General features: G+C 63.0%; 18 protein-coding genes and 1 pseudogene. 7 read left to right on the top strand and 12 right to left on the bottom strand.

The window, feature by feature from the left end; genetic code table 11:
• The first annotated feature begins 122 nt into the window (after positions 1-122).
• The 3 genes from ACZ1JX_RS03970 to ACZ1JX_RS03960 are packed head-to-tail and all read left to right on the top strand — an operon-like array spanning position 123 to position 4205.
• Positions 123-2843, top strand: a complete 2721-nt coding sequence (locus ACZ1JX_RS03970) for an ATP-dependent DNA helicase (protein WP_465125495.1) — start codon at positions 123-125, stop codon at positions 2841-2843.
• Positions 2840-3385: a SixA phosphatase family protein gene (locus ACZ1JX_RS03965; RefSeq protein ID WP_465125494.1), complete on the top strand. Its 546-nt coding sequence runs from the start codon at positions 2840-2842 to the stop codon at positions 3383-3385. Before ACZ1JX_RS03970 ends, ACZ1JX_RS03965 begins: the two co-directional genes overlap by 4 nt.
• 37 nt (positions 3386-3422) lie before the next feature.
• A complete protein-coding gene (locus tag ACZ1JX_RS03960; RefSeq protein ID WP_465125493.1) occupies positions 3423-4205 on the top strand; it encodes a DUF3658 domain-containing protein in 783 nt (260 codons plus the stop codon).
• Positions 4206-4377: 172 nt separating this feature from the next.
• Here ACZ1JX_RS03960 and ACZ1JX_RS03955 read toward each other — a convergent pair whose 3' ends face one another.
• The 5 genes from ACZ1JX_RS03955 to rpmF all read right to left on the bottom strand — a co-directional run bounded on the left by ACZ1JX_RS03955 (position 4378) and on the right by rpmF (position 7597).
• Positions 4378-4788, bottom strand: coding sequence for a MerR family transcriptional regulator (locus ACZ1JX_RS03955; RefSeq protein WP_465125492.1), 411 nt, complete (start codon positions 4786-4788; stop codon positions 4378-4380).
• A gap of 10 nt (positions 4789-4798) precedes the next feature.
• On the bottom strand, positions 4799-5095 hold the full coding sequence (locus tag ACZ1JX_RS03950; protein WP_465125491.1) for an integration host factor subunit alpha: 297 nt from the start codon (positions 5093-5095) through the stop codon (positions 4799-4801).
• Positions 5096-5334: 239 nt separating this feature from the next.
• Entirely contained in the window at positions 5335-6312 is a 978-nt protein-coding gene (locus ACZ1JX_RS03945) for a beta-ketoacyl-ACP synthase III (protein ID WP_465125490.1), read from the bottom strand.
• Complete coding sequence (plsX, locus tag ACZ1JX_RS03940) at positions 6309-7391, bottom strand: phosphate acyltransferase PlsX (protein WP_465125489.1); 1083 nt, start codon at positions 7389-7391, stop codon at positions 6309-6311. Before plsX ends, ACZ1JX_RS03945 begins: the two co-directional genes overlap by 4 nt.
• A gap of 26 nt (positions 7392-7417) precedes the next feature.
• The gene (rpmF, locus tag ACZ1JX_RS03935) at positions 7418-7597 is read right to left on the bottom strand and encodes a 50S ribosomal protein L32 (RefSeq protein ID WP_039331452.1); all 180 of its coding nucleotides are present in this window, start codon (positions 7595-7597) and stop codon (positions 7418-7420) included.
• Between the two features lie 245 nt (positions 7598-7842).
• On the opposite strand from rpmF, the gene ACZ1JX_RS03930 reads away from it, so the two are divergent.
• Positions 7843-8235, top strand: coding sequence for an MAPEG family protein (locus tag ACZ1JX_RS03930; protein WP_465125488.1), 393 nt, complete (start codon positions 7843-7845; stop codon positions 8233-8235).
• An 80-nt stretch (positions 8236-8315) separates the two neighbouring features.
• Here the strand turns inward: ACZ1JX_RS03930 and ACZ1JX_RS03925 are convergent, their stop codons facing one another.
• Positions 8316-8984, bottom strand: coding sequence for an MBL fold metallo-hydrolase (locus ACZ1JX_RS03925; RefSeq protein WP_465125487.1), 669 nt, complete (start codon positions 8982-8984; stop codon positions 8316-8318).
• 64 nt (positions 8985-9048) lie between these two features.
• On the opposite strand from ACZ1JX_RS03925, the gene ACZ1JX_RS03920 reads away from it, so the two are divergent.
• Positions 9049-9486 carry an acetyltransferase gene (locus ACZ1JX_RS03920; RefSeq protein WP_465125486.1) on the top strand — a complete coding sequence of 146 codons (438 nt, stop codon included), beginning with the start codon at positions 9049-9051 and terminating at the stop codon, positions 9484-9486.
• Here the strand turns inward: ACZ1JX_RS03920 and ACZ1JX_RS03915 are convergent.
• Entirely contained in the window at positions 9483-10181 is a 699-nt protein-coding gene (locus tag ACZ1JX_RS03915; RefSeq protein ID WP_465125485.1) for a S24 family peptidase, read from the bottom strand. The two genes, ACZ1JX_RS03920 and ACZ1JX_RS03915, sit on opposite strands and share 4 nt — an antisense overlap.
• A 119-nt stretch (positions 10182-10300) precedes the next feature.
• Here ACZ1JX_RS03915 and ACZ1JX_RS03910 point away from each other — a divergent pair, with 119 nt between their 5' ends.
• Both ACZ1JX_RS03910 and ACZ1JX_RS03905 read left to right on the top strand, forming a co-directional pair.
• The gene (locus ACZ1JX_RS03910; RefSeq protein ID WP_465125484.1) at positions 10301-10489 is read left to right on the top strand and encodes a hypothetical protein; all 189 of its coding nucleotides are present in this window, start codon (positions 10301-10303) and stop codon (positions 10487-10489) included.
• Complete coding sequence (locus ACZ1JX_RS03905; RefSeq protein WP_465125483.1) at positions 10479-10859, top strand: hypothetical protein; 381 nt, start codon at positions 10479-10481, stop codon at positions 10857-10859. The genes ACZ1JX_RS03910 and ACZ1JX_RS03905 overlap by 11 nt, the downstream gene beginning before the upstream one ends.
• 53 nt (positions 10860-10912) lie before the next feature.
• On the opposite strand, the gene ACZ1JX_RS03900 is transcribed toward ACZ1JX_RS03905, so the two are convergent.
• The 5 genes and pseudogenes from ACZ1JX_RS03900 to istA all read right to left on the bottom strand — a co-directional run bounded on the left by ACZ1JX_RS03900 (position 10913) and on the right by istA (position 20437).
• Positions 10913-15505: an LVIVD repeat-containing protein gene (locus tag ACZ1JX_RS03900; protein ID WP_465125482.1), complete on the bottom strand. Its 4593-nt coding sequence runs from the start codon at positions 15503-15505 to the stop codon at positions 10913-10915.
• On the bottom strand, positions 15505-17511 hold the full coding sequence (locus tag ACZ1JX_RS03895; RefSeq protein WP_465125481.1) for a hypothetical protein: 2007 nt from the start codon (positions 17509-17511) through the stop codon (positions 15505-15507). Before ACZ1JX_RS03895 ends, ACZ1JX_RS03900 begins: the two co-directional genes overlap by 1 nt.
• Positions 17511-18062 (bottom strand): annotated as a pseudogene (locus ACZ1JX_RS03890) (heme-binding protein); the annotation flags it as partial. The pseudogene ACZ1JX_RS03890 and the gene ACZ1JX_RS03895, both read right to left, overlap by 1 nt.
• 79 nt (positions 18063-18141) lie before the next feature.
• Positions 18142-18921 carry an IS21-like element helper ATPase IstB gene (gene istB, locus ACZ1JX_RS03885; RefSeq protein WP_086740912.1) on the bottom strand — a complete coding sequence of 260 codons (780 nt, stop codon included), beginning with the start codon at positions 18919-18921 and terminating at the stop codon, positions 18142-18144.
• Positions 18911-20437: an IS21 family transposase gene (gene istA, locus ACZ1JX_RS03880; protein WP_277788710.1), complete on the bottom strand. Its 1527-nt coding sequence runs from the start codon at positions 20435-20437 to the stop codon at positions 18911-18913. The genes istB and istA overlap by 11 nt, the downstream gene beginning before the upstream one ends.
• Positions 20438-20512: the final 75 nt, after the last annotated feature.

The following is a 20512-nucleotide window of genomic DNA, read 5'->3' as shown; positions in this document are numbered from 1 at the left end:
CTGTGGAGAAGGACGGCGGCCCGCAGCGGGTTTTAAGGGCAGTGGTGAATCGCGGTGAAAGGTCTGCTTTTTCATCTGCGGCGGGGTTGCCCGATGTTCCATTCCTGTTCTAACGCTGGGGCGTGACGGAGCGCCCTGCCCTTTCGCTGCCAGCGATTCATGCAAGCCATGGCGGGTGCTGGCTGCGCGATGGCTTTGCCACGCGCGGGGTTGGCAAGGGCGATGCGATCGTGGCGGCGGCCGATACGCCGCTGCTCATGCTCAATGCGCCACTGGTGGCGAGCAGGCTTGGCTATCCCGATCTTTCAGGGCTCGATCTGCTGGAGCTGTTCGCGTTCGTGCACCCCGCGCGATTCATGGTGCCGACGCCCAAGGGGCTGGCCCATGCCCTGGGACTGGACGAACCTTCAGGCGACGACAAGGTGCCGCAGCTGCTGCAGGAAGCGGCGGAGGCTCTGCTGGCCACGTGCGAAAGTGCGGAGTGGGCCGAGCGCGAGGGGGCCTGGACGGCGCTGCAATCGCTTGTGCGGATGCGGTGGCCTTGGGCGACATTGCTTGGCCCCCGGATCAAGAAACCGGAGCGGGCGGAGCGCTGGCTCTTCGCCAAGTTGCCGGAGTGGGAGGAAGCGGCGGAGCGGCCTCAGCCTGCGCAAGTCGTGTTGGGCGGTGATGCGGTGGTGGCGCGGCTGGCGGAACTGACCGGTGCCGGGGCAGAAGCCCGGCCGACGCAGCAGGACTATGCCCGCGAGGCGGCGCGGATGTTCGCGCCGCGGCAGGGACAGGGCCAGCCGAACGTGGTGCTGGCGCAGGCGGGCACGGGCACGGGCAAGACCTTTGGCTATCTCGCGCCGTCGTCGCTGTGGGCCGAGCAATCGGGCGGCACGGTCTGGGTTTCGACCTACACCAAGGCGCTGCAGCGGCAATTGCGGCGCGAGAGCAGGCGCGCGTTCCCTGCCTCGCGCAATGGCAAGCCGCCGGTGGTGGTGCGCAAAGGGCGCGAGAACTACCTTTGCCTGCTCAATCTGGAAGACGCGCTGCAGGGCGGGTTTGCCGGGCGGGCGGCGATCCTGGCGCAGCTGGTGGCGCGCTGGGCGGCGTATTCCCAGGATGGCGACATGATCGGCGGGGACCTGCCGGGCTGGCTCGGCACGCTGTTCCGCAAGCGCGGGATCGCGGCGCTGACCGATCAGCGCGGCGAATGCGTCTATGCCGGGTGCCCGCATTACCGGAAGTGCTTCATCGAACGCGCCGCGCGGGCCTCTGCCGATGCGGAACTGGTGATTGCCAACCATGCGCTGGTGATGGTCAACGCGGCGCGCGGGCGTGATGCGGCGCAGCGGCCTACGCGGATCGTGTTCGACGAAGGCCACCATGTGTTCGAGGCGGCGGATTCGACGTTCTCGGCGGCACTGACTGGGGCCGAGACGATCGAGCTACGGCGCTGGGTGATCGGGCCGGAGGGCAAGTCTCGCGGACGGCGGCGCGGGCTTTCGGCGCGACTGGCCGATGTGGCGAGCTACGACGAGGAAGGCGAACGCGCGATTGCGCAGGCGCGTGACGCGGCAGAGGCCCTGCCCTCGGAAGGCTGGCTGGCACGGGTGGTTGAGGGCACACCTTCTGGGCCGATTGAAGACCTGCTCAGCGCGGCGCGGGCGCTGGCCTATGCGCGCGACGAGAGCGGCGGGCAGGAAGCGGGCTATGGGCTCGAGACCGAGATCGCACAGTTGGACGGGGGGTTCATCGAGGTTGCGGGCCGCGCGCAGGAGTCGCTGGAGGCTTTGCGCAAACCGCTGGTGCGGCTGGGGTTGCGGCTTGAGGCGATTGTCGAGGATGGGCCGGACTGGCTCGATGGACCAGCGCGGGCGCGGATCGAAGGCGCGCGCAGTGCTATCGGTTGGCGCAGCGATCTGATTGCGGGGTGGATTGCGCTACTGGCGCGGCTGGGTGGTCCGGGCGATCCCGATTTTGTCGACTGGATCGCGGTCGAGCGGTCGGACGGGCGCGAATGGGATGTGGGGCTGCATCGGCATTACCTCGATCCGATGAAGCCCTTTGCCAATGCGGTGCTGGCGCCCTCGCACGGGGTTATGATGACCTCGGCAACGCTGCGCGATGGCGATGATTGGTCCAGCGCGGTGGAGCGCAGCGGCGCGCCGCATCTGGACATTGCGCCTCGACTGTTCACGGCGGACAGTCCGTTCGACTACGCGTCCCAGGCCGAAGTGCTGATCGTGACCGACGTGCCCAAGGGCGACATTCCGGCGCTGGCGGCGGCCTATGGGCGGCTGATCGAGGCTTCTGGCGGCGGGGCGCTGGGGCTGTTTACGGCGATCCGGCGGTTGCGCGCGGTCTATGGCCGGATTGCCGACCGGCTGGCGCGGGGTGGCTTGCCGCTGTTCGCGCAGCATGTCGATCCGATCGATACGGGCACGCTGGTCGACATCTTCCGCGACGATCCGCGCGCCTCGTTGCTCGGCACCGACGCCCTGCGTGACGGGGTGGACGTGCCGGGAGATTCGCTACGGCTGGTGGTGATGGAGCAGGTGCCGTGGCCCAAGCCTTCGATCCTGCACCGCGCGCGGCGGATGGCGGGCGGCGGTTCGGCCTATGACGACAGGATCATCCGGGCACGGCTGGCGCAGGCGTTCGGGCGGCTGATCCGCTCTGCCGGCGACAAGGGGCACTTCGTGGTGCTGTCCTCGGCCTTCCCCTCGCGGCTGCTCTCGGCCTTTCCGGCAGGCACGCCGATCCGCCGGGTGACGCTCGATGTGGCTTTACAAAGCGTGGGCGCCAGTGTTTCTGGGCGGGAGAGTGCACAGACACCGCGCGAGGGGATTTCGTGAAGACACTGGCCCTGTTTCGCCACGCCAAATCGGACTGGAGCGATGCGCGCGCGCGGGACTTCGACCGCCCCCTCAACGAGCGCGGCAAACGCGGGGCGCGGGCGATGGGCGAGTATATCCGCGATACCGGCCGCACGTTCGACCGCATGATCGCCAGCCCCGCCGTCCGCGCGGCAGAGACGGTCGAGGAATGCAGCAAGGCGTGGAAGTGCACGTTCAAGATCGAATGGGACCGGCGCATCTACCTTGCCAGCTCGGCCACGCTGATCGACCTGTTGAAGGAACTGTCCGGCGATCCCAAGAGCGTGCTGATGATCGGGCACAATCCGGGGCTGGAAGACCTGATTTTCGACCTGGTGCCGGATGATGGCTCCTCCCCATTGCGCGAAGTGGTGGAAGAGAAGTTCCCGACCGCGACGTTTGCGGTGATGGAGCTTGATGTGGACGACTGGGCTGACCTGGTAGAAGGCTGCGCGCGGTTGGTGGAGATCAAGCGGCCGCGCGATCTGGACCCGACGTTGGGGCCGGTGTTGGTGGATTGAACGGCAGCAGTGCTGACACGGTTTTCGAGGTAGTTTCTTGATCCACGTAATCTTCAGTTCGTCAGGTGCGGGTAGTCTTCGCCAAGCACTGAAGGGGTGCGGCCGCCAAGAGCGGGTCGCCGACATTCTGGACGATCTCTCTTGGGGACCCATCGCCACTGGAGACTTTGCCGAACGCCAAGCGTGGCTGAACCAGAATCTGCCATCGGGTTCCGATGATGGCATGTGGAGTTGGGTCGCAGATGAGCCGCAGGAGTTCTTGAACAAGCTTGAGTTCCACGACGAGCATTTGGTTTGGGTTGCTCCACAGAACGCCAAGGAGTTGTGCGGTCTCCATTGGTACCTTGATCACTTTGGTGGTGAGAGGGCATCATTCATCTTGGTGGATAAAGGCTTTCCCGGAAGCTGGAAGGGGGAAGCGCCTCAAGGTCTCGGTGAACTCGGAGCCGAGGAATTCCAGTATGTCCTAGAGAACGCAGAGCGTCAGTCTTGGGACGAAAAGCGGTTTCCTAAAGGCCATTGGACCCGCCTCTGCAATGAGGGAACAAACCTGCGCTTGGTAATGCAAGGAGCGGCTGTGAGTGTGCCGGACGACTACCTTGATGACGTTATTCTCCAGCAATGCACAACGGACTGGCGGAAATTGGGTTACGTTGTCGGAGAGACAATGGTGGCTTTGTGGGACGGTAATCACACCAAAGGTGACGACTTTACCAAGTGGCGCTTGCGCGAAATGCATCGTCTTGGGAAAATCGTAATCAATGGTTCGATCACGTATTATGCCAAGCCAGATGAGCCAACGCTAGTTAGGCTCGCATGAGGCCGATATCTGTGACCACGGAGTTTTGGCCCATCGGGGCAATGTGACGTTGCAAAGGAAGCAAAGCCCCGTGTCGAGCACGGGGCGACGGGGTTTTTTGCAAAGCTAATCTGCCAACCGAAAACTGCGTCGCCCCGTGCTTGACACGGGGCTTGGCTATTTGTGGCTAACCCTACTCTTCCAACGCAGCGGCCAGCCGGTCGCGGATGGATTGGAGGTAGGTCAAAAGTGGCGCGGCGGATTGTTCGTCGGGGGCCTGGGGTGCAGGCTCTGGCGACGGAACCGCAGCCACAGCAGCCCCCTTCTTCCCCCGCAGCGCCTGCCTTGCGCCCTTGATCGTGAAGCCTTCCTTGTGGAGGAGGCGGTGGATTTCGGTGATGAGGGCGACGTCTTCGGGGCGGTAGTAGCGGCGGCCGCCCGCTCGGGTGAGCGGGCGGAGCATGGGAAATTGCTCTTCCCAATAGCGCAGGACGTGCTGGCGGATGCCGAGCGTTCTGGCCACTTCGCCAATCGTGCGGAATGCGCCCGGTTCCTTGCCGTCTTCCGGATCAGGTCCGGCACCGGGAAGTTCGGGCGCGTTCATCCGCTGGCGATCAGCCCTGGCCGATGCGGTCCTTCAGCATCTGGCTGGCGCGGAAGCTGAGGACGCGGCGCGGCGTGATCGGCACTTCGATGCCGGTCTTGGGATTGCGGCCGATCCGCTCCGCCTTGTCGCGCAGCAGGAAAGTGCCGAAGCCCGAAATCTTCACGTTTTCACCCTCAGCCAGTGCATCGCACATATGCTGCAGGATGGATTCAACCATTTCGAGCGAATCCGCACGCGACAGCCCAACACGTCGGTTGATGCTCTCGGCCAGATCGGCCCGGGTCAGTGTACCTACAGAACGCATCCTTAATTCCCCCCAGAAGTCAGAAGACGCCAAGGCGATGGACAATAACGCTGATTCTGCGGAACGCAATGCAATGCGTTGCAGGGGAAGGATAAGACTGGGCCGGTGTGGGACGGTTGGTTGAGGATTGCCCTGCATCTCCGTCATTGCGAGCGCAGCGAAGCAATCCAGGGCGGTCTTGCGCTGACTATGGATTGCTTCGTCGCTACGCCCCTCGCAACGACGAAGTGCGTGGGACTTCAGATGCGCACGAGGCTGGCGCCCCAGGTGAAGCCGCCGCCCATCGCCTCGAACATCACGAGGTCACCCTTCTTGATGCGGCCATCGCGGACGGCAGTATCGAAGGCGAGCGGCACCGATGCTGCGCTGGTGTTGGCGTGGCGATCAACCGTAACGACGACCTTCTCCGCAGGCAGATCGAGCTTGCGCGCGGTGGCGTCGAGAATGCGGAAGTTGGCCTGATGCGGCACGACCCAGTCGATCTCGGTTGCATCATGCCCTGAAGTTTCAAGCACTTCCCGCAGGACGTTGGCCAGATTGGTGACGGCGTGGCGGAACACCTCGCGGCCCTTCATGCGGACCTTGCCGACCGTGCCGGTGGTGGACGGACCACCATCGACATAGAGCAGTTCGTTGTGCGCGCCATCGGCGTGGAGGCGCGTGGCAATCACGCCGGGGGCGGCAGGATCGTTTTCGTCAACGTCCTGCGCTTCTAGCACGACCGCGCCTGCACCATCGCCGAATAGAACGCAGGTTGTGCGGTCTTCCCAGTCAAGAATCTTGCTGAAGGTCTCAGCGCCGATCACCAGTGCGCACTTGGCCATGCCGGTGCGGATCATCGAATCCGCAGTGGCGAGCGCGTAGAGGAAACCCGAGCAGACCGCCGCTACATCGAAGGCGATGCCGCCGTTGCAGCCGAGGTTATGCTGCACGATCGTGGCAGTAGCCGGAAACGTCTGGTCGGGCGTTGCCGTGGCGAGAACGATCAGATCGACCTTTGCAGCATCGATTCCAGCCGCTTCGATAGCCTTGCGGGCCGCTTCGGTGGCGAGCGTGGACGTCGTTTCGCCTTCGCTCGCGAGGTAGCGCTGGCGGATACCGGTGCGCTCGACGATCCATTCGTCGGTAGTGTCGACCATCTGCGCCATTTCAGCGTTGGTCACACAGCGCTGCGGCAGGGCGGAGCCGCTGCCTCGGATGACCGCGCGCAGGCTCATGCCGCGTCCTCGCTGCTGACGGGAGCTGACTTGCCGCGACCGCCGGTGCGAATGGCTTCCGCGCCGAGGCGCGCAAGGTCGGCTTCGATGCGCTCGGTCAGGTTTTCCTCCAGCAGTCGGGCTGTTACCGCAACGGCATTGGCCACGCCGAGCGCCGAAGCGCTGCCATGGCTCTTTACCACGACGCCATTGAGGCCGAGGAACACGGCCCCGTTGTGGTTGTTGGGATCAAGGTGATGCTTGAGCAGCTCGGTCGCCGGGCGCGAGATCAGGAAGCCGAACTTCGAGCGCAGCGACGAGGAGAAGCTGCGGCGCAGCAGGTCCGCCACGAAACGGGCAGCGCCCTCCATCGACTTCAATGCGATATTGCCGGAGAAGCCATCGGTAACGACGACGTCGCAATCGCCGCGCGAAAGCTTGTCGGCTTCGGTGAAGCCGTCGAATGTCATCGCCAGGTCCCCCGCCAGTTCCTTGAGCTGGTTGGCGGCATCGCGCAGGGAATCGGTACCCTTGGTCTCTTCCGTGCCGATGTTGAGCAGGCGGACGCGGGGCGATTCGAGGCCATTGACGATGCGGGCATAGGCCGCACCCATGATCGCAAACTGCACCAGGTTGCGGGCATCGCAATCGGTGTTGGCGCCAAGATCGAGCATGATCAGATCATGTTCGCCGAGCGTCGGCAGAAGTGCAGAAAGGGCCGGCCGGTCAATCCCCGGCATGGTGCGCAGCGCGAGCTTGGCCATGGCCATGAGCGCACCGGTATTGCCAGCGCTGACCGCAGCCCCGGCATGACCCTGCTTCACCGCATTGATCGCCAGCCCCATCGAGGTGGTCTTGGCACGGCGAAGGGCCTGCGTCGGCTTCTCATCCCCCGACACCACATCGGGTGCATGGAGGATTTCAGAAGCTTCACGCAGGTTTGGATGGTTTTCGAGGGCCTGCTTGATGCGGGCCTCATCACCGACGAGGAGGAACTTGAAGCGGTCATGACGACGACGGGCAAGCGCCGCGCCTTCGACCATCACGCGCACGCCCTCATCGCCGCCCATCGCATCAACGGCGATACGCGGCAGGCTCATGTCCTCAGTCCCCCCCGTTTGAAGGCTTAGAGCCCGACGGCGATGACTTCGCGACCGTTGTAGTGACCGCAAGCGTTGCACAGGTTGTGCGGACGCTTGAGTTCACCGCAGTTCGAGCATTCGTGGAACGCTTCGACGCTCAGTGCGTCATGGCTGCGGCGCATGCCCCGGCGTGAGGGCGAAGTCTTTCTTTTGGGGACGGCCATCTCGGCACCTGTTCTTAGAATTGCATAGTTTTGTTGCGGGCGCGATAGGGAAAACCGGACCTTCGCACAAGCCCTGTTTGGCACAGGACCCGCACGCGGCGAAGGACGCCACAAGTCACGGGATTCGCCAATCGCTGGGCGAAGGCGCGCCTATACGGATTTTCTGATGCTTTGCAAGCTGGGGCGCGCTAGCTTTGGCGACGGACCCTCACATGGGGGCCATCTGAGAGGGGATAACCTGAGGAATGACAATCCTGCCAATCACGCTGTGCGCGGCTGCTGCGGCCGCTGCCATCAACATCTGGCTTTCCATCCGCATCGGCATGGTTCGCACCGCCAAGAAGATCAGCATCGGCGACGGCGGCGACATGGAACTGATCGCCCGCATGCGCGCGCAGGCGAACTTCATCGAGAACACACCGATCGTGCTGGTGCTTATCGCGGCGGTCGAGCTTGCCCGTACCGGCAATCCTTACCTGATGGGCGTTGCAGCCCTCTACATGCTTGGCCGTGTCGGCCACGGCGTGGGCATGGACGGCGGTCCGCTCGGCTTCCTGCGCGGCGTGGGGACGCTTACGACCATGCTTTCGCAGCTCGGCCTTGGCGTTTGGGCGGTATCGATCGCTCTGGATATGTGAATGTTTCGGGGGTGGCGTAGCATCCTGCCCACCCCTACCCCCTCCCGCCTGCGGGAGGGGAATATCTTGAGCGCGTCTGCTCAGCTCAGCGCATAGTCGCTGACGTAGACGTTGGTCTGGCGTTCGCGGCCGAAGGTGCTGTTGGGGCCGTGGCCGGGCACGAAAGTCACGTCGTTGCCGAGTGGCCAGAGCTTCTGCGTGATCGAATCGATAAGATCCTGATGGTTGCCCATCGGGAAATCGGTGCGCCCGATCGAGCCCTGGAACAGCACATCCCCGACAATGGCGACCTGTGACGGTGCGTGATGGAAGATCACGTGGCCAGGCGTGTGGCCGGGGCAGTGGATCACGTCGAGTTCGACTTCTCCGACGGTGACCTTGTCGCCATCATGGAGCCAGCGATTGGGCTCGAACACCTCGGCAGGGATGCCCCAGCGCTGCGAATCCTCATCGAGCTGCGCGATCCAGAAGCGGTCAGCCTCATGCGGCCCTTCGATCGGCACCCCAAGTTCGCGCGCGAAAATGCCAACGCTGCCGCAGTGATCGAGGTGGCCGTGGGTCACGAGCAGCTTCTCGATCGTCACCCCGGTGACTTCGATCGCCTTGCGCAGCTTTTCGAGATCACCGCCTGCATCGATGAAGGCGCCCTTCATGGTCTTCGTGCACCAGACCAGCGTGCAATTCTGCTGGAGCGGGGTCACGGGGATGATCGCGACCTTGAAGGCGGGTTCGGCTGTGGGCTGGGTCATGTTGGGGATTTGGAACGCGGGAGCGACAATTGCAATGGTCAGGTCGTCGACATAACGTGCCGCGATGCACAAGCTACGCCGATCACGCCCTGAAGATGGCTCCCGCGCGCTGGCGATCTGGGCCGCCGCTGTCGATGCAACGCATGACTTTCTTCTGCTTGGCGATCGTCTTGCAATCGGCGTGGAGGTAGCTGGATTTCTGCCACAGGCGCCCCTCGTGCTCGCGGTCGATTCTTCGGACCAGGCGACGGGGTTCCTGCTCGCCGCAAGCGGCGTGATCGAGTCACTGTTCGTCGATCCGGCGTGCCATGGCCAAGGAATTGGCCATGCGCTGGTGCGGCACGCGGTAGAGGTGTTGGGTGCGACGAAGCTCGAGGTGAACGAGCAGAACATGGGCGCACGCGCCTTCTATGCTCGTATGGGATTTGCTGAAACGGGGCGCTCGGCGCTCGACGGGCAAGGACGGCCGTACCCGCTGATCCAGATGGAGTTCCGGGCCTAAAGCCGCCCGCCCTTCCAGACGACACGACCGACAATCTCCACTTCACTGGCGGCACGTTCGAGGCGGGGATAGGCGGCATTGTCGGATATGACGCGCAAGGTGCCGCCGGGGCCGGGTTCGAGGCGCTTGACCAACAGCACATCGTCGAGGCGGATGACGTGGATCCCGGCGCGCAAGGGGCGCGGGGTGCGGTCGACAAGGATCTCGTCACCGTCACGCAAGGTCGGCTCCATCGAGTCGCCCTCGACTTCGATCACGGTGAGCATGGCGGGTTCGAGGCCTTGCCCCTTGAGCCAGCGGTGATTGAAGCGCAGGCGGCCGGAGGGGATTTCCTCTGCAGGCAGGGTGCCGGGGCCAGCTGATGCGCCAAGCGGCAGGCGCGGGATATCGGCCCATTCGGGCGTGACGGCGCGGCCAATCGCTGCGGCGGTGCCGAATCCAACCTGACCTACCGCGACCACCCCGCGCTGATGTGCGCCAAGGTCGCTTTCGGGCACGCCGAAGAACTCGGACAGTGTGCGCCGGTCGTTTTCCTCAAGCTTGCGCGGGCTGCCCTTGCGAACGAACTGCTGAAGATAGGTGGTGTTACGCCCGATCAGCGCGGAGAGCGCCGACAGGCTGACACCGCGCTGCGCGGCAAGCGCGACGAGGCGGGCGCGGGCACCGTCATCCGATTCGCTATCCTGCAGGGTCATTGGCACCTTCCTCCAATTTCGAAGGACTTTTCCTAGCATTGTAGGATTTTGAGATCAACATAGGAAAAATCCTATTTCGAGTCGTCTCCAGGACGCCAGCATCAGGAGGATGAAAGGACATGCTGCTCCGCAAGGTCGAGAGTTTCCTTCGGCAAACGGGAATGCCCGCCACAAAATTCGGCCGCCTTGCTGCGCACGATCCCCGTCTTGTGGGCGATTTGCGCAACGGCCGCGAACCACGCTCCGCGCTGATCTCACGCGTAGAACATTTCATGAACAAATTTGGAGAGAATGTCCATGCTGCTTGATCCGGGCGCCTTCGAGACGAAATCCGTCGCGCAAACCCCTCCCCCGCCCCGCGCGCTGACGACGACGGCTGATCGGCTGCTCCGGGCCATCCGCGAAGTTGCCGGGCCGCTGGCCGAGATTGTCAGCCATGGCGAAACGCCCTGGGCGAGCATCACCTTTTCAGGGGCGCGCCACCGCCTGGTGCTGCGTTTCGCCGGAAGCGATGCGGTGAGCGATGGCGAGGCCTTCGTGGCGGCGTTGCCAGAGCACGAGTTCAAGCTGCGGCGCGAGCTGGTGGCCGATGCTGCGGTAACACGGGTTGACCACGAACTACTGCCGTCATCGCTGCTGGAAGTGGAGTGCGAGATCCTGCTGCTCGACGCGGACTGAGAGATCGGCGGGTGCCCCGTGAGGCACCCGCTCTCCTCTCCAACAGTGAAACTCTATTTGTCGATCTTCGCCAGCATCGGGGCGGGCTTTGCGCCGACCCACAGGCTCATGTCCACGGCATTCGAGACGCGGAACACGTCGCCCTTGCTGTTGAGGAACAGCTCTTCCATCTCCGGCCGCGTGAAAGGACGCGAACCGAGGCGACCGAAGACCGCCATCTGGCCGCCGGTTTCATCCACTCCGCGATCGCGGTCGAGCCCCTTGGACAGCGCGAGAGCTGGCGTGGGCGTGCGGGCCCAGGCGATCAGTTCCGGCTTGGGCTCGGGCGAGAAGCCATAAAAGTTCGGCTGGCTGGCAGGCGACGTCAGCTGCAGCACCTTCATCCCGTTCCGGCCATCGGCGACGTAGGCAAAGAGCGAGGCATTGGTGGACGCAACAATCACGTCCTCGGCATCGTTGAGTTGCCCGTCGGCGGTGTAGCTGGTGTAGATCGACGGGCGCGTCGGTGCGGTGATGTCGACGATCACCAACCCTTGCGACTTGGCCGCGACATAGGCGTAAGTACGGGCAAGATAGACGCGGCGGGCATCGGCCAGCGGCACCGTGGCGGAGGGAACCGCCTTGGGTTGGGCCAGATTGGTGATGTCCATCAGCTCAAGCCCGTTGGCCGTCGTCACCCAGAGGTAGCGGAACTGGACCGCCGTGGCGCGCGGATCGCGCAAGGGCACAACCGAGGTGATGCGCGGATCAAGGCAGGTCTCTCCGCCTTTCTTTTCACTCACCTCGCAGGGCTTCTGCGGGGACCACGGCTTGGGCAGGTGGACGGTGACCAGCGCCTTGTCAGTCACGATGTAGGCGTAATCGCCAGCCAGCGTGATGTGCCTTGCGCCGGTGAGCACGCCGTCCGGATTGAAGGTCAGCGCGCGGTCGAAGAAGTTGTTGCGGAACTCGCCATCGGCCAGCGTATCGACGTTGACCGCGATCAGGCCTTCAACCGCGTCAGTGACAAAGGCATAGCTGTAGATCGGCGAGAACGGCTGCTCCTGATTGAGGCCGCGCAGCTCAGGCGTGTTGCGCGTGGGCGCGATCGACTGGTTGGTTGGCAAGGCCATGCAGGTCGCGTTGGTGGTGGCGACATGGGTATCGTGGCCGAGCGGTGAGAACGGGGCCTTCACGATGCGCTCGGAGAAGCCCTTGTTGCCGACAGCCGCGATGTCATAGGCGCGGAAGCCGCCCTTACCTTCGGCGACGAACATGTATTCGCCACGCATCTGCAAGCAGCGGACCGCGTCCCTGGTGCCTTCGACCACATTGGTGAATTGCTCGTGCCCGGTGGTTTCGCCCGAGAGCTTGCCATCGAACGATTTGCCGCGGGTCCAGTTCTTCAGTTCGCGACCGTTGTCTTCCACGTGCTGCTTCCAGAAGTCCGGATAGGCGTAGCGGTGGAGATAGGAGCCGATCACGGCCTGCGGCTCGTCCCATTCGGTCACGCGGACCGCTTCGAAACCGCCGTCGAGGCCGAACCAGGCGTTCATGCCGACGAAGTTCACGTAGTTGGTGCCGAGCAGGAGCAACTGCGCCATCGTGGCGTTGTTGTCCTCGTCCTGACTGACATGGCAGTCGGTGCACTGCTTCGTCTCGTTCTTGCGGACGGTGTGCGGGAAGTGCGGCGCGAAGGCCTGGCTGGAGTAACCGATCGAGGAGATTGGCGGCTGCTGCACGTAGATGCGTTCGCGGTTGATGTTGGTCGAGGACAGGATCAGCGCCGAGGTCGAGCGGATGGGCGCGGTAATCGCCTTACCGCTGACGGGGTTGCCTGCCGCATCGAACTGCACCGGATCGGAGCCCGACGACTTGTTGCGCTGGTGCTTGCCGAGTTGGAACATGTCATCACGCGCGACCTGCGGGTTATAGGTCGCGTAGTTGCGGGTGTAGTCTTCCTCGTACTTGTGGGTGGCCGACTTCCAGTTCGCCTCGATCGGCAGGTGGCAGCCTGCGCACGAGGTGGTCCACGAAAGGTGGCAGGTGAAGCAGGCCATGTCGTCGTCACGGTGGGCGCGCTGCTCCTTGGGCACGCCGGTGCCGAACTTGTAGACGCCGTCATCAGATGCGGACTTGGCCATCAGCTTGGCGCGCGCGGCCTTGGGATTGAAGATCGGCTTGCCGGTCGAGTCCATCTTGCCGGCATAGCGTGCGTCGACCGAATCCTTCACCAGGCTGACGCGCCAGGACAGGTTCGGATCGATGATCGAGCGCTGCACCAGCACGCGGCGGCCGTCAGCCTCGTTGTACCATTCAAAGCGGCGCTGGCCATCGGCGTTGCGCAGCAGGGCAAGGTTGTTGCCCTTTTCCGGCGCAGCCATGTTCGAGGTCAGCAGCGTCGGGTAGCTGTCAGGCGTGCCGTGGCAATCCTTGCACCCGATCTCGACCGCATTGGCGACTTCGCCGTAGATCATGCCATTGCCGTGGCTGTCCTGCGAGAAATGGCAATCGGCGCACTGCATGCCTAGCTGGGCGTGGATGTCCATCATGTGGACCGCCTTGCCGGGATTGCTCTCGCCTGGTTCGACGAACTTGCCCTCGCCCGCCTTGCGGAACTTTTCCGGGTCATCGGGCGAGATGATGTGCGCCTTGTCGGTGCCGTAGGACGACATATCGCCCTCGTCATCGAGCAGGTTGCCGCGACGGTCACGCTTGAGGATAGCGCGGAAGTTCCAGCCGTGGCCGTGGTAATCGGCGAACTGGGTGCGTTCGAGCTTGTCGTTCAGGTCATAGACGTTGCGCAGGAATTCGACATCGCGCCACAGACCTCGCGTGGACGCACCTTCCGGATTGCGGTCGAGCACTTCGCGCTGCTCGTCGATGTTGGGATAGAACTGCTTCTTGAACGTCTTGGCGTAGTCCTCGTCAGACATGCCCGCAGGCTTGGGCGCGCGGTTCTCGGGCCCGGGCCACATGCTGGGCGCATCGGATTCGTAGTCCCACATCGTGTAGCCGAGGTAGGAGTTCAGGAAGATGTTCGGCTGGTGCATGTGGCAGTTCATGCACTGCGCGGTCGGGATGGCGCGGGTGAAGGCGTGGACCAGCGGGTGGCCGCGTTCGCGATCCTGCATGGCGACCGGGCCATCGGAGTCGTGCGAGTCCTCGCCATGGTCGCCCTTCTTGGGATGGCCCTTGGCATCAAGCCCCGCCATGGCATGGGCCGAGGCCTGATCCATCTTGTCATGGTCCATCGTACCATGCGGGGCGACGCCCTTGGCCGGGGCATAGACAAGCTGTTCGGCGGAAGAGATCGCGCGGGCGCAATCACCTTCCATGTCCTTTGCCTGCTCGGGATCGGTCTTGTCGCCACCGAGGTAGCTGCCCTTGCCGCCAAGTACGGTGCCACGAACCTTGTCGTGGTGTTCCTCCTTTGCGGCATCATAGGAGCCATAGGCCCCCTTGCGGTGCTGGCCTTCGCGCAGGGAATTGATCGTGGGGTCAGCGGTGATCGTCTGGCCGTCACGCCCGCACTTGCCGTAGTTCAGCGAGTGGCGCGGTTCGCGATCGTTCGCGTAAATCACGTGGCACGCGGCGCAGCCCGAGGAACGATAGTCGCCCGGCTGGTCGTTGGTGCCCATCTGGAACAGAAACGGGTCGTTCAGGCGCGTCTTGTGGATGTTGAGCACCGGAATCGCGACGCGCAGGCCTGTAGCGGGGCCACGGTTGGACTGCTTGAGATCGGGACGGCCCGGCTCTTCAAGACGCTGGATCAGACCGGTCGAGTTGGGCAGACCGATTTCGGGGAACTGCGGGTTGATCGTGCGGCCGCCGTCCTCGAACACGCGGAACACGTCGCCCGGCGGGATCGTATGCCAGCGCGGCAGCGGATACATGATCGGCAGCGCGCCGCGCGCCTTCTCCTTGGGTGTGACAGTGCCCCACATCGGCTTGCCATCGGGGCCGATTTCCTTCGACGCCGACTTGAGCAGCGCAGGCTCACCATTGCGGGTAAAGCTTTCACCGAAGAGGTAATTCTTGAAGGGCACGATGCCGTTGTTATAGGCCGCGCCGCCCCACAGCATTGCGCCGGTCGACATCAGCGAGCGCGCTGACGCCTCGATGATCGACATGTGGCAGGCCCCGCAGGAATCACGCGCGACGCGATAGTCCGAGGGGTTGATGAAGCGGATGAATTCCGGGCTTTCCTTGGCCAGCAGCGCATAGGAACGCTTGGGGTTTGCCGAGGACGGCCAGCCCCAGGCCACGGGATACTTCGGCAGGACGTGAGCGTCCTTCATTGCCGCGACGTAATCGATGGAATTGCGGTTCCACGAACGGTCAGCCACGACCTTGGTGTTGCCGCCATGGCAATCCGCGCACGACAGCACCACGGCGGGGCTGGCGTGCATCGTTCGGTGATCGCTCTTGGTGTGGCAGCTGACGCAGCCGGCGTTCTGCTTGTCGACGTAGGCCCACTGCTCTTCCGCAGTGTCGCCCGGCTGGCCGCGCGGAGCGGCAGGTGCGCGGGTGTGCGTGACCTTCTGCGGCGTCTCCTCGCCCGAAGCGTAGAGCGCGCTCGGCACCAGCAGCGCGGCGAGCGCTGCCACCAGCCATGCCAGCGGAAGTTTGCGGAAGCTGCGCGTGTTGGTCATGTGCTGGGTCATCAGAAGGCCAGGGTCGCGTTGGCGAGGACGGAATAGAAGCGGCTTGCCTTGCCCTGCTGGGCGAACAGGTCATCAAACCCCGCCCCCGGATCAAGCACTGCGCCCGAAAGGCGGAAAACAAGATTCTGCGAGGCGTTGGGACGCCAGATCGCCGAGACCGACGCGTCCCAGCCGATGTCCTTGGGGATCGACCCTTCGTTGCGCAGGACCTGCAGCACTTTGGTGTTCTCGAACCACAAGTGGTTGACGTTGGTCGAGACGCGCAAGGTGGGCGTCAGGTCGAAATCGGTGCCAAGGCCGACCAGCATCGTGCCGGGGTTTGTAAAGTTCGACTGGCCTTGCTCTTTCGAGGAGCGCAGCGAGTTGAGGATGCCATTGCGGCCATTGACCGAAATCGCGCGGCCACCGCCGGCGAACGGTATGGTCTGGCGGATCCAGTAGCTTGTGTCGGCGCCTGCAAACTGCGGGTTCTCGAAGATCGCGTCGAAACCGCCTTCGGTCTTGTCATAGGGGTCGCTGTCACCGCTCGCCCACAGCCCCGAGAGCCGGATGCGTGACCAGTCGATGTCGTAGCTGAGTTCGGCAGCGGCCATGAACGCCTTGATCTCGGCCGGACGGCTGGTTAGGAAGTTGTTCCGGTCCTCGCCCAGTGCAGCATAGGCCTGAGCGGTCAGGTTCAGGCGACCGATATGACCGTCAGCCGCATATCCCAGATAGACCACGTCATATTCACGCCCGCGCAGATCGCCGATCAGCGCCGGGCGGACGGGGAAGCCGTTGGTGTCGACATGAACCTGATTGCGCTCGCGGTTCATGTTGTAGGTAACCGAGATCTGGCTGGTTACGCCGACGGCGGGAAAATCCTGGCGATAGAGGTTGGCCATGAACACCCAGTCGCGTCGGGGCGTCTGGCTGATGTCGTTGAGGCCTGAATTGGTTTCCTTCTCGAGCCGCCAAAACGCGGCGAGATTGAACTGGACGCGGTTGTTGTCGCGGTTGCCGAACAGGCGGATGCCGAGCTGGTTGTCGTTGAACAGAAAGCCGCGGAAATCCGACTGCATCGGCTGGATACCGGTGCGCAAGGAGATGAAATCGAAGCGCTTCGAATCGAACCGACCGATGTGATAATCGATGAAGGCTTCCTGCAGGCCGATGAAGCCATCGGTGCGCTTGGTACCCTTTGAAGGCTCGACAAACAGCACGCGACGTTCAGGCACTTCGACGTGATTGAGGTTGCCCGCAATCGCGATGCGGTATTCGACCACCGGCGGCTTGAACGCGGTCATGCCCTTGAGCAACGAGACGCTGGCGATGAAAGTCTGCGACAGCACGAGGCTGTGGCTGCTGCCGAAGGTATCGATCTCGTTGGGGTTGGTCGTGGTCTGGTTGCCAACCGGGATCGGGAAGCTGCGCGGCTCAACCACAGTATCAGACACGGCGCCTGCGATCAGGTACCAGTCATCGCCTTTGAGGAAGCCGGGGCGCTTGCCCTTGGCCAGCGGACGGTCACCCTTGAGCAGGTTGTGATGGAACGGATCGAGCTGCGAATGGCAGGCATATTCGAGCTTGGGGAACAGGGTGTAGAGCGCGCGGTCCTTCTTGCCGGTCGCCGGGTCCTTCTTCGGGCAGAGCGAGGCCATGATGCGCCAGCGATCGGGCAGGCTGACATCAAGGCCGAGATCGCCGACCGGGCCTTCACCATCGTACTTGTCATAGAAGGCTTCGGGAGGCGGGGCGTTGACTGCGCCGGGATTGTCCTGCTCGACCTTTTCGGGGAGCTGCTTGTTGAAACCGGGGCGGCGGCGTCCGTCAATTAGTGCGCCCTCGGCGTCCGTTTCGCCACCCGGGAGCGCAGCCTTGCTGTCAGCCGTTGGTGCCTGCTGCGGTTCGGCAGCACCCGGTGCCGTCCCCGATGCGTCCTGCATGTAGAAGGTTAGCGGTGCAGGCTGGCTATGCGGCTGTGCGATACCAAGCACCGGGGCGAGAAGGATAGCCACCTGCTGCATCACTTGCCCTCGCAGGCGTTCTGTTCGCTCGTATCGAGGAACGGGGCGAAGGGACAGTTCACGTAGCGCAGGCGCACGCCCTGCCCCACGGGCACGACGATGGTATCGGCGCGGATTTCCTTGGGCGCATTGCCGATCCCGCCGACTTTTGCGCCGCCATTATGCGCGCCCAGGAAAGCGATCATGTCGTCCTGATCGATACCGTCGCCCGAAATGCCGATGGCACCGACCAACTTGCCGCCGCGATAGATTGGCACCGAGCCGGGGAAAATCTGGATGCCGTTGGCCAGACGCTTCTTGCCGGTTGGCGTATCGGGAACCGCAGTACAGGTCTGCACCACATCGCGCGCATTTAGCGAGCCTTGGACGAACACCGCGTGCTGGAGAAGGTTGGCCTTGACCAGGGCTATCTGGAGGCCAGTGGCGAGCGGGCTGAAATCCGTGATCGGACGCGAGAAAGGCCCATGGGGACGACCGACTTCGCCATCCGGGAAGAATGGCCGCGAGAGGTTGCCGCCAGAACGGTCGGCAAAGGCGATCTTGCCGTGTAGATTTCCGCTGAGAAGTGACCCGGTATTTCCATCGAGAATTGACCCGGGTGATGGTATGTCCCGCAGAGCGGGTTTTGGGTCAAGCTGGTGATTTTTCCTTTCGTGGTTTTGGTGAGGCAGAGCTGGCCCTGAACCGGAAGCTGTCATTGCCAGTTTCGATGATGTGGCAATGATGGGTTAGCCGATCCAGCAGGGCTGTGGTCATCTTGGCATCGCTGAATACCTCGGCCCATTCGCTGAAGCTGAGGTTAGTGGTGATCACGACGCTGGTGCGTTCGTACAATTTGCTGAGCAGGTGGAACAGCAAAGCTCCGCCTGATGGGCTGAACGGCAGATAGCCCAGTTCATCAAGGATGATGAGATCGAGCTTGAGCAGACGTTCGGCAATCTGCCCCGCCTTGTTGGCTGCTTTTTCCTGTTCGAGCGCATTGACCAGATCGACCGTGGCAAAGAAGCGCACTTTTCTGCGGTGATGTTCGACGGCTTGAACTCCCAGCGCAGTGGCGATGTGCGATTTGCCGGTTCCGGGCCCGCCAATCAGTACTACGTTGTCAGCGCCGTCGATGAACTCGCCACCATGGAGTTGCCGAACCAGGGCCTCGTTGGCCTCGCTGGATGCGAAGTCGAACCCGGCCAGGTCTTTGTAAGCTGGGAACCGGGCGGCCTTGATCTGATAAGCAATCGAGCGGACCTCACGTTCGGCCATCTCGGCTTTGAGCAACTGGGAGACCATCGGCACTGCGGCACTGAAGGCTGGGGCGCCTTGCTCGATAAGGTCCCCCACTGCTTGGGCCATGCCATACAACTTCAGCGCCTTGAGCATGACGACAACGGCGGCACTGGCGGGGTCATGACGCATGACGCAGCCCTCCCTCACGCAGGGCATCATAACGTCCGACATTGGCCAACGGCTCTTGCGCAAGGCGCAAAGCCTGCGGTGCGTCAATCGGCGCTGCCGGTGGAGCCTTACCATCGATCAGGCGGTGCAGGATATTGAGGACGTGGGTCTTGGTGGCGACGCCCGCATCCAGCGCCAGTTCGACAGCGCAAAGCACTGCCTGTTCGTCATGTTGCAGCACCAACGCCAATATCTCCGCCATCTCCTTGTCTCCGCCGGGACGACGTAGGAGCTGGCTTTGCAGCTGCTTGAAGGCCTCTGGGAGCTGCAAGAATGGCGCGCCATTGCGCAGTGCTCCCGGCTTGCGCTGGACTACTGCCAGATAATGCCGCCAGTCATAAATTGTCCGCCCGCCAGTGTGGTGGGATCGGTCAATGATTCTGGCATGTTCGCAAAGGATCTGCCCCTCGGCCGCCACCACGATCCGCTCGGGGTAGATCCTGATGCTGACCGGGCGGTTGGCAAAGGATGCCGGGACGCTGTACCGATTGCGTTCAAAGCTGATGAGGCAGATCGGGGACACCCGCTTGGTGTGTTCGACAAAACCATCGAAGGTCCGCCCCAGCGGCATCAGACTACCAACCTCAGCGGCGTGTACATCGGCTACGGTGCCGGGCAAGTTGCCATGTTGGATCTCACCCCATTGCGCGATGCATTGTTCCTCGAGCCAGGCATTGAGCGCATGGATATCCGGGAAGCTCGGCAACTTCTGCCACAGCCGCCGCCGTGCATCTTGCACGTTCTTCTCGACTTGGCCCTTCTCCCACCCCGAGGCCGGATTGCAGAATGCAGGCTCGAACAAGTAGTGGCTGGCCATTGCGGTGAAGCGCGCGTTGACCTGTCGGGCTTTGCCCTTGCCGATCTTATCGACCGCAGTTCGCATGTTATCGAAGATCCCGCGCTGCGGCACACCACCCAGCACGCGGAATGCCTGCGTCAGTGCATCAAACAGCATCTCATGCGTCTGTAACGGATAGGCCCGCACGATGAACGCCTTGCTGTGTGATAGTTTGGTATGGGCCGCCTGCAGCTTGACACGCTCGCCACCAAGAATTGCCCAATCTTCGCTCCAGTCGAACTGGAACGCCTCACCTGGCTGGAAAACCAAAGGCACGTATGTTCCGCGGCCACTGGCCTGCTGTGCCAAGAGACGGCCTGCCTTCCAATCCCGCACATAGGCAGCGACACGATTATAGGACCCTTCGTAGCCCAATACGGCCAGATCAGCATGCATCTGCTTCGCCGTGCGCTTCTGCTTGCGCGATTTGCCAGCCTCGATTTGTAACCAACCCGTCAGCTTCTCAGCAAACGGGTCCAGCTTGCTCGACCGGTCAGGTACCTTGAACTGCGGCACCACCGTATCCGCGCGCAGATACTTGCGGATCGTGTTGCGCGACAAACCGGTGCGCCGCTCAATCTCACGAAGCGGGATCTTATCACGAAGGCGCCACCGGCGAATTACACTCAATAAATCCATGTCGATCACTCCCGATACCCCTGACTGGTCAGCCAGGGGCGGGTTCAAACATGGGTCAATTCTCAATGGAAATTT

The sequence above is a fragment of the Novosphingobium sp. BL-A-41-Hi4A-0G genome (genome assembly GCF_055521735.1).
Note: the sequence above shows the minus strand (reverse complement) of the source record. Positions and strands in the feature narration are given on the sequence as shown.

Excerpts from the sequence above, each read along its gene's own strand:
- ACZ1JX_RS03900 (WP_465125482.1), bottom strand. The coding sequence starts at position 15,505 with ATGACCCAGCACATGACCAACACGCGCAGCTTCCGCAAACTTCCGCTG.
- istA (WP_277788710.1), bottom strand. The coding sequence starts at position 20,437 with ATGGATTTATTGAGTGTAATTCGCCGGTGGCGCCTTCGTGATAAGATC.
- ACZ1JX_RS03905 (WP_465125483.1), top strand. The coding sequence starts at position 10,479 with ATGCTGCTTGATCCGGGCGCCTTCGAGACGAAATCCGTCGCGCAAACC.
- istB (WP_086740912.1), bottom strand. The coding sequence starts at position 18,921 with ATGCGTCATGACCCCGCCAGTGCCGCCGTTGTCGTCATGCTCAAGGCG.
- ACZ1JX_RS03920 (WP_465125486.1), top strand. The coding sequence starts at position 9,049 with ATGCACAAGCTACGCCGATCACGCCCTGAAGATGGCTCCCGCGCGCTG.
- plsX (WP_465125489.1), bottom strand. The coding sequence starts at position 7,391 with ATGAGCCTGCCGCGTATCGCCGTTGATGCGATGGGCGGCGATGAGGGC.
- rpmF (WP_039331452.1), bottom strand. The coding sequence starts at position 7,597 with ATGGCCGTCCCCAAAAGAAAGACTTCGCCCTCACGCCGGGGCATGCGC.
- ACZ1JX_RS03915 (WP_465125485.1), bottom strand. The coding sequence starts at position 10,181 with ATGACCCTGCAGGATAGCGAATCGGATGACGGTGCCCGCGCCCGCCTC.
- ACZ1JX_RS03930 (WP_465125488.1), top strand. The coding sequence starts at position 7,843 with ATGACAATCCTGCCAATCACGCTGTGCGCGGCTGCTGCGGCCGCTGCC.
- ACZ1JX_RS03925 (WP_465125487.1), bottom strand. The coding sequence starts at position 8,984 with ATGACCCAGCCCACAGCCGAACCCGCCTTCAAGGTCGCGATCATCCCC.
- ACZ1JX_RS03955 (WP_465125492.1), bottom strand. The coding sequence starts at position 4,788 with ATGAACGCGCCCGAACTTCCCGGTGCCGGACCTGATCCGGAAGACGGC.
- ACZ1JX_RS03910 (WP_465125484.1), top strand. The coding sequence starts at position 10,301 with ATGCTGCTCCGCAAGGTCGAGAGTTTCCTTCGGCAAACGGGAATGCCC.
- ACZ1JX_RS03895 (WP_465125481.1), bottom strand. The coding sequence starts at position 17,511 with ATGCAGCAGGTGGCTATCCTTCTCGCCCCGGTGCTTGGTATCGCACAG.
- ACZ1JX_RS03950 (WP_465125491.1), bottom strand. The coding sequence starts at position 5,095 with ATGCGTTCTGTAGGTACACTGACCCGGGCCGATCTGGCCGAGAGCATC.
- ACZ1JX_RS03945 (WP_465125490.1), bottom strand. The coding sequence starts at position 6,312 with ATGAGCCTGCGCGCGGTCATCCGAGGCAGCGGCTCCGCCCTGCCGCAG.